The 6,106-nt window shown below is 66.2% G+C and carries 7 protein-coding genes; 2 read left to right on the forward strand and 5 right to left on the reverse strand.

The window, feature by feature from the left end; translation table 11 throughout:
- The 4 genes from A39O_RS0105135 to A39O_RS0105155 all read right to left on the reverse strand — a co-directional run.
- A partial coding sequence (locus A39O_RS0105135; protein ID WP_026199181.1) for an IS91 family transposase occupies positions 1-506 on the reverse strand: 506 nt, incomplete at its 3' end.
- On the reverse strand, positions 496-1,347 hold the full coding sequence (locus A39O_RS0105140; protein ID WP_026199182.1) for a tyrosine-type recombinase/integrase: 852 nt from the start codon (positions 1,345-1,347) through the stop codon (positions 496-498). The genes A39O_RS0105140 and A39O_RS0105135, both read right to left, overlap by 11 nt.
- Before the next feature lie 564 nt (positions 1,348-1,911).
- On the reverse strand, positions 1,912-2,835 hold the full coding sequence (locus A39O_RS0105150; protein WP_020503627.1) for a Ppx/GppA phosphatase family protein: 924 nt from the start codon (positions 2,833-2,835) through the stop codon (positions 1,912-1,914).
- Between the two features lie 4 nt (positions 2,836-2,839).
- A complete protein-coding gene (locus tag A39O_RS0105155; protein WP_020503628.1) occupies positions 2,840-3,625 on the reverse strand; it encodes a CYTH domain-containing protein in 786 nt (261 codons plus the stop codon).
- Between the two features lie 256 nt (positions 3,626-3,881).
- Between A39O_RS0105155 and A39O_RS0105160 the strand changes: the two genes are divergently transcribed.
- Together A39O_RS0105160 and A39O_RS0105165 are read left to right on the forward strand one after the other, a co-directional pair.
- Entirely contained in the window at positions 3,882-4,466 is a 585-nt protein-coding gene (locus A39O_RS0105160) for a GAF domain-containing protein (protein WP_020503629.1), read from the forward strand.
- A complete protein-coding gene (locus A39O_RS0105165) occupies positions 4,457-5,080 on the forward strand; it encodes an EAL domain-containing protein (protein ID WP_157639675.1) in 624 nt (207 codons plus the stop codon). Before A39O_RS0105160 ends, A39O_RS0105165 begins: the two co-directional genes overlap by 10 nt.
- 80 nt (positions 5,081-5,160) lie before the next feature.
- On the opposite strand, the gene A39O_RS0105170 is transcribed toward A39O_RS0105165, so the two are convergent.
- Positions 5,161-5,838, reverse strand: coding sequence for a DNA mismatch repair MutL family protein (locus A39O_RS0105170; RefSeq protein WP_020503631.1), 678 nt, complete (start codon positions 5,836-5,838; stop codon positions 5,161-5,163).
- Positions 5,839-6,106 lie beyond the last annotated feature (268 nt).

Consider the following 6,106-nt stretch of genomic DNA (forward strand, 5'->3'; position numbering starts at 1 on the left):
GCCCCGAAGGCTCCGCCCGGCACCAGGCAGTGCAGGTGGACATGGCGCGNCAGGGTCTGGCCCCAGGTGTGCAGCATGGCGGTCATTCCCAGTTGGCCGTTCAGCCGCTTGGGGTCCGCGCCGAAGGTGGATAAGGTCGCCCACACGGTCTCGAACAGCAGGTCGTAGATCACCTCGGGGTGGACCTCGACCCAGCCGTTGAGGGTGTCGGGCAGGGTGAAGACCAGATGGTGATAGGTCACGGGCAGCACCGCTGCGCGCTGGCGTTCGCACCAGTCTTCGGAGGCGCGGCGCTGGCAGCGCGGACAGTGCCGATCACGGCAGGCGTGATACAGCAGGGGCGTCTCCCCGCACTGGTCGCATTCCAGCGCAAAGCCGCCCAAGGCGGCCGTGCGACAGTCCAGGATGTGGTGACAGACCTGCCATTCCCGCGGACTCATCGGATGGTGTTCGGCATAGCCGGACAGGCACGCGGCCATCACTGCTTGCAAGGAGCTATTCGCCATGGTCAACCCCCAATTGGGCGATCAGGTCCAACGCCCCTTCGCCTTCATTGGCGCTGGGCAGCCAATGCACATAGCGCAGGGTGGTCTGGATGCTGCGATGGCCCATCAGCCGTTGCAGGCGCTCCACCGACAGGCCGGCCGCCAATTGATGGGTGGCATAGGCGTGACGCAAGCCATGAATGCCGCCGACCGTGGTCACACCGGCCGCGTGTTTGGCGTCGGTGAAAGCCCGCTGTAGGGTCGACGTGCACAGGGGCTCACCGGTACGCCCGGCGAATAACCAGTCGGCCGGCCGATAGAGGCGCCAATAGGCGCGCAGTTCCTCCAGCAAGGTGGGTGAGAGCGGGACCAGGCGGTCTTTCGCGCCTTTACCCTGGGTGATGCGCAGGAGTCGTCGCTCACCGTCGATATCCTGCACCCGTAGGGCCAAGACTTCGCTCAGGCGCAGCCCGCAGCCATAGCAAACCGTCAGCATGGTGCGCAAACGGGGATCGTCGCAGGCCGCGAGGATGGCGGCGACGCTGCCGCGGGTGAGCAGCTCGGGGATGCGCTGCGGGCGTTTGGGTAAGGTCACCTCCAGGTCGACCGTCGGCCAGCCAAGCACCTTCAGATAGAAGAAACGAATGCCGTTGTACATGAGTCGCACGCTGGCTGGCGCCAAGCGGCGCTGCACCACCAGGTGTTCGAAGTAGCGCGTGAGATCGGCGTGGGCGAGGAGGTCCGGGGAGCGGCGGGTGAACTTCGCCAAATCCCGGACCGCGGCCAGGTAACTTTCGTGGGTGCGCGGCGAGAAGCCATGCATCTGCATGGCCGTGATCATCTGCTCACGTAAGGGAGTCATCGTCCGGTTCTCTGTCAACGACCCGGAGTGGGCCGTTAAAAGTGTGGACGATGGGCGACGGGTCGGGGCTGGAGGTAACCCGCGGGGCGGCTGGGGATATCCGCGCGTTGTTCGCGATTCAATGGCGCTATGGGATGGGCGCGGTAGGCCCCGCGGAGCGGATTAGTCCAACATTAGGATGCCAGTGCTCTATGTTGGGTCAGGATGTTAGTGGTCTAGACTGCACTCAGCCTGTCCCCCAAGTATCCTACCCCACCCGCGCCCCGCCGCCAAGAGGGTGTCTAGTCGCTTTGTGTCCGCCACCTGGGCGTTGCCCTCAATCATCTTACCGGCCAGCGCTGGTCATTCGTCGTTCAAGGCTTGAATCCTTGGCCTGCCGATCCAAGGCTGTAGCCTTGGACTCCAATCGGCCGACTGGCTCGGCTAGCCGAAACGATGATCACAGTCTCGCGCCGCATGGGGGGCCGCGCAATCGTTCCGGTGTGGGCGGTCTGAATGGCGCAATACGGTCGCCGTCGGCATCGGCGCCGGTCCGCCAGATCTTGCGGGGCGCCCTATTGCGCCCTACGCCGAGAACCGGTCGATCAGCACCCCGTGCCGCAGACCCCGGTCGCTGACGGCGAGACGTTCCTGCCCAAGCTTCGCCATCAGGGTCCGCACGATACAGGCGCCGGCCAGGATCACGTCGGCGCGCCCCGGCTGTAGTCCGGGGATGGCGCGGCGCGCCTCCGACGCCAGGCCGGCATAGAGCACAATCTGGCGCTCGACCTCGGCGGCGGTCAGGATGGCCCCCTGGATCAGGTCCGGGTCGTACCGAGTCAGACCGAGACTGACGGCGGCCAGGTTGGTCACAGCGCCGCCCATACCGACCAGAGCGTCCGGCGCGGCCGCCCCATCCAGCCGGCTCAGATCATGGGCGATGGCCGCCCGCGCCGCATCCAGGCTTTCCCGTCCGACGACCCCATCCAACCCGAACTGTTCGGTGAAGCGGACCGCACCGACGTCCACACTGAAGCGCTCCAGCACCTGGCCGGCCTTACCGATGGTGATCTGCGTACTGCCGCCGCCGGTGTCGAAGACCGTGACCGCACCCTCCGGTAACCCGACCCCGGCCTGCACCGCGAGATAGGCGAGACGCCCCTCCTGCGCACCGTCGATGACCTCGATGGTCACCCCGCATTGCGCCCGCACGGCAGCGATAAAGGCGCCGCTGTTGCGGGCATTGCGCATCCCCATGGTGCCCAGGGCGACGATCTGCGATACACCCGCCGCCCGCGCATCCGCCGCCATGTCGCGGATGGCGAGCAGCGTGCGTTCCCAGGCCGTCGGCGCGATCTCGCCGGACTCCCGCAGCCCCTCTCCCAGTCGCGTCACCTCGGCGCGGTCCAGCACCCGCAGCCAGCGGCCCGCGGCATCACGTTCACCGATGTGGAACTTGACCGAGTTGGTTCCCAGATCGATCACCGCATAGCGTCGCCGCGTGTCCATCGGACTAGCCCGCGACCGGCTCGCGCAGCAGCGTCGCGTGGTGCTCCAGCGCCCACCGGGTCTTGGTCTGCTGCTCCAGATCGTGCTCGGCGCCGATCTCGGCGAGAAATGCCATGAAGCCCGCGATGGCCACCGCGGCCTGAACCACCGGTGCCTTGATCGACAGCTCCATCAGGCGCGCCCCGTCCTGGCGTTTCCAAAGCTCCGCGGTGATCGGCCAGGGGCAGGCCGCGTCCTCGAACTTCCAGCGATGCGCCTGTAATGGACCCATGACGCGCAACGTATCGTAGTCGATGTGCTGCTGACCGATCGCCGACAGAAAGTCCTCCTGGTCTTTCGTAAAGAGCTTGCCGACCGGCTGCTCCCCGGCCACCACCTGCTTGATCAGTCCCTTGGCCACCGGCATGGTGAGCGAGGCGGACTTGGTCACCCCGGACTCGCTCGCATCCGCCTCGAGTTTGAAGCCGTCGAACGCGCGCCAGATCGCCGACACCTCGGTGGGTACCACCGGACGAAACTTGACCGTGCTGTCGTGCTCATCGCCGACGATGCGCCGGGCCCGCGCGATCATCCCCGCCTTAAACAGATCCAGATCAGGGGTATCGAAAAAATAGATGTAACGCTCCTCATCGTTGTCGACCGTCAAGTTGAAACGGGTCAGAGCCTCCTCGACCTGATGATCCGCAACGGTGGCCTTGATCTCGATGGCATCGACACCCGCCACCTGGCGGCTGAAGTGATCACGGGTGGCGGCGCCTCGCTCAACGACGGTTTTGGTGCTGGATTTCATGGCACGCGGACTCCTCAGTGAAGAATAGTGATGACAAACACAATAGGAACGCGGGGCGACATGGGGCGAAGCCGGCGCGTGGGTCTATCCTACTGCTGAATCCCGGCTGTGGTTCAACCGTACTGCACGGTAGTGCATAATTCGCCGGAGAAACAGCCGACAGCCGGCTTTACCCTTCTCCGGGGCCTGATCCATCAGGTCCCCTCGTCAGACGGCCGCGCGGCCGATCGGCTAGCGATCCGCGCTGAGATACGCAGTGGTCAGTGCCAATCTGGCCCACTTCACCGGACAGGAACCGAGCGCAACACTGGGCCACCGACTGGACACCCTGCTCTGCGCCGAACTGACCGCGCTGGTGGAGCACTTGGTCAGACAGCCCCGCCAGGACGAAAGCAACCCGGTGGCGCTGTCCCTACCCGCGCCCGGCGGACATGGTCTGAATCATTACGAGATGACCCTGCACCGCAGCCCTCCCTGGTTGGTCCTGGAGTTGGAACCCGCTTGCGCGGTGAGCGATCAGGGGCTGATCGGCTTCTACCAGAGTCTCGGCCGGACCATGGACCAGCTTCACAACATCGACGATGTCGATGCCCTGTGTCGACTGGCGGTGAGGGAACTGCGCAAACTCACAGGCTACGACCGGGTCATGGTGTATCGCTTCGACAGCGACGCCCACGGCCAGGTAATCGCCGAGGAACAGGCCCCCGGCCAGGATCCTTACCTGGGGCTGCACTATCCGGCCGGCGACATCCCGCGTCAGGCCCGCCAGCTTTATTTCCGCAACCGCCTGCGTCTGATCGCCGATGTGGATTACCGGTCGGTGCCACGACCGTGTCATTGATCATCGAAGACCGCCTGTGGGGGATGCTCGCCTGCCATCACCGGACCCCAAGGCAGGCCTCCGCCCGCGTGCGCGCGGCCAGCGAACAGGGCGCGGTCAATCTCTCGGCCTGCCAGTTGGCCTATCCCGGTCTTGTCGACGCTGTTCTCGCACAACTCGAAGCGGCCGGGATCGCCCCGTCGCGACTCTGCATTGAGGTCACCGAGACCCAAATCATGGAGCATCCGGAGCAAGCCGGCGCCGTCTTGACCGAGTTGGCCGCGGCGGGGATCACCATCGCCATCGACGACTTCGGCGTCGGCTTCTCGTCGCTCGCCTACGCCCGTAACCTGCCGGCACGTATTCTCAAGATCGACCGCAGTTTCGTCGGCGGACTACCCGACAACCCGCGTGACCTGGCCGTGGTGTCGTCCACCGTGCGTCTTGCCCACGACCTCGGCATGCGCACCGTCGGCGAGGGCGTCGAAACCCATGCGCAGCTCGCGTGCCTGCGGGAGCTGGGATGCGACTCGGTGCAGGGTTATCTGCTGGGACGTCCTATCCCCGCGGGGCCGACCCTAGACGGATTCCTCACCCACGGAGCGAGCGCGGGTGAGTATAGCTTTCGGACGTGATAACCGGACGTAGGCGCGGGTTTCAAACCCGCCCCTACACGATCAGGTGCGAACGCTATAGGTAACGGCCAAGAACAAGCCTAACGCCCCCGAGCGAACAGCCGGTCCAGTTCCCCGTGGCCGATCTGGACCCAGGTCGGACGCCCATGGTTGCATTGATCGGCACGCTCCACCCGCTCCATGGCGCGCAGCAGGGCATTCTGCTCATCCAGGGTCAGGCGCCGGTTGGCGCGCACCGCCCCGTGACAGGCCATGGTCGACAGGACCTGATTGATCGCCGCGGTCACCCGATCGGACTCACCATGCACCGCCAGATCGGACAGCAGATCGCGCACCAGACGCTCCAGATCGGCATCACGCAGCAGCGCCGGAACCTCGCGGACCGCCAGGGTGTCCGGACCCAGCCGATCGATCACCAGCCCCAGACGCTCCAGAAATCCGCGCCGCGCCTCCAGCAGATCGGCCTCGCGCGGGCTGACCTGCACACTGACGGGCACCAGCAGCGGCTGGCGAACGATCTGGCCGGCACTCCAGGCGTCCTTGAGCCGTTCGTAGCCGATGCGCTCATGGGCGGCATGGATGTCGACGATGATCAGACCCTGGGCGTTCTGGGCCAGCAGGTAGACGCCATTGAGTTGGGCCAGGGCGAAACCCAGCGGCGGGCTGTCGGCCGCCCCCGTGTCCGGCAGCGGCGCCGCCGCCGGACCCGTGGGCCATATCTCCGGACGCTGAAACGTGTCCTTTCGGCAAGCCTGCATGAATCCCACGCGCGGGTCCGGTAACGTGGGAGCCCCGCGTTCTTGGCGACCGGAAGGCCCAGCGTGGCCGGGGTCCAGACGGGCCGGGGCCGAACCGGCGGACCGTTGTTGGCCCAGTCACCCAGTCAGCAGCCACCAGCGCCCCGGCGCGGCTGGGCGGGAGCGTGACAGGGTGCGGTGGGCGCGCGACGCGCGCCCGGCGCGGAATCAGTCCGGTGGGGGATCGGGATCGGCGGCGAGGCGCGCCAGTGCGATGGTGTAATTCCAC

Source organism: Lamprocystis purpurea DSM 4197 (genome assembly GCF_000379525.1).
GTDB lineage: Bacteria > Pseudomonadota > Gammaproteobacteria > Chromatiales > Chromatiaceae > Thiodictyon > Thiodictyon purpureum.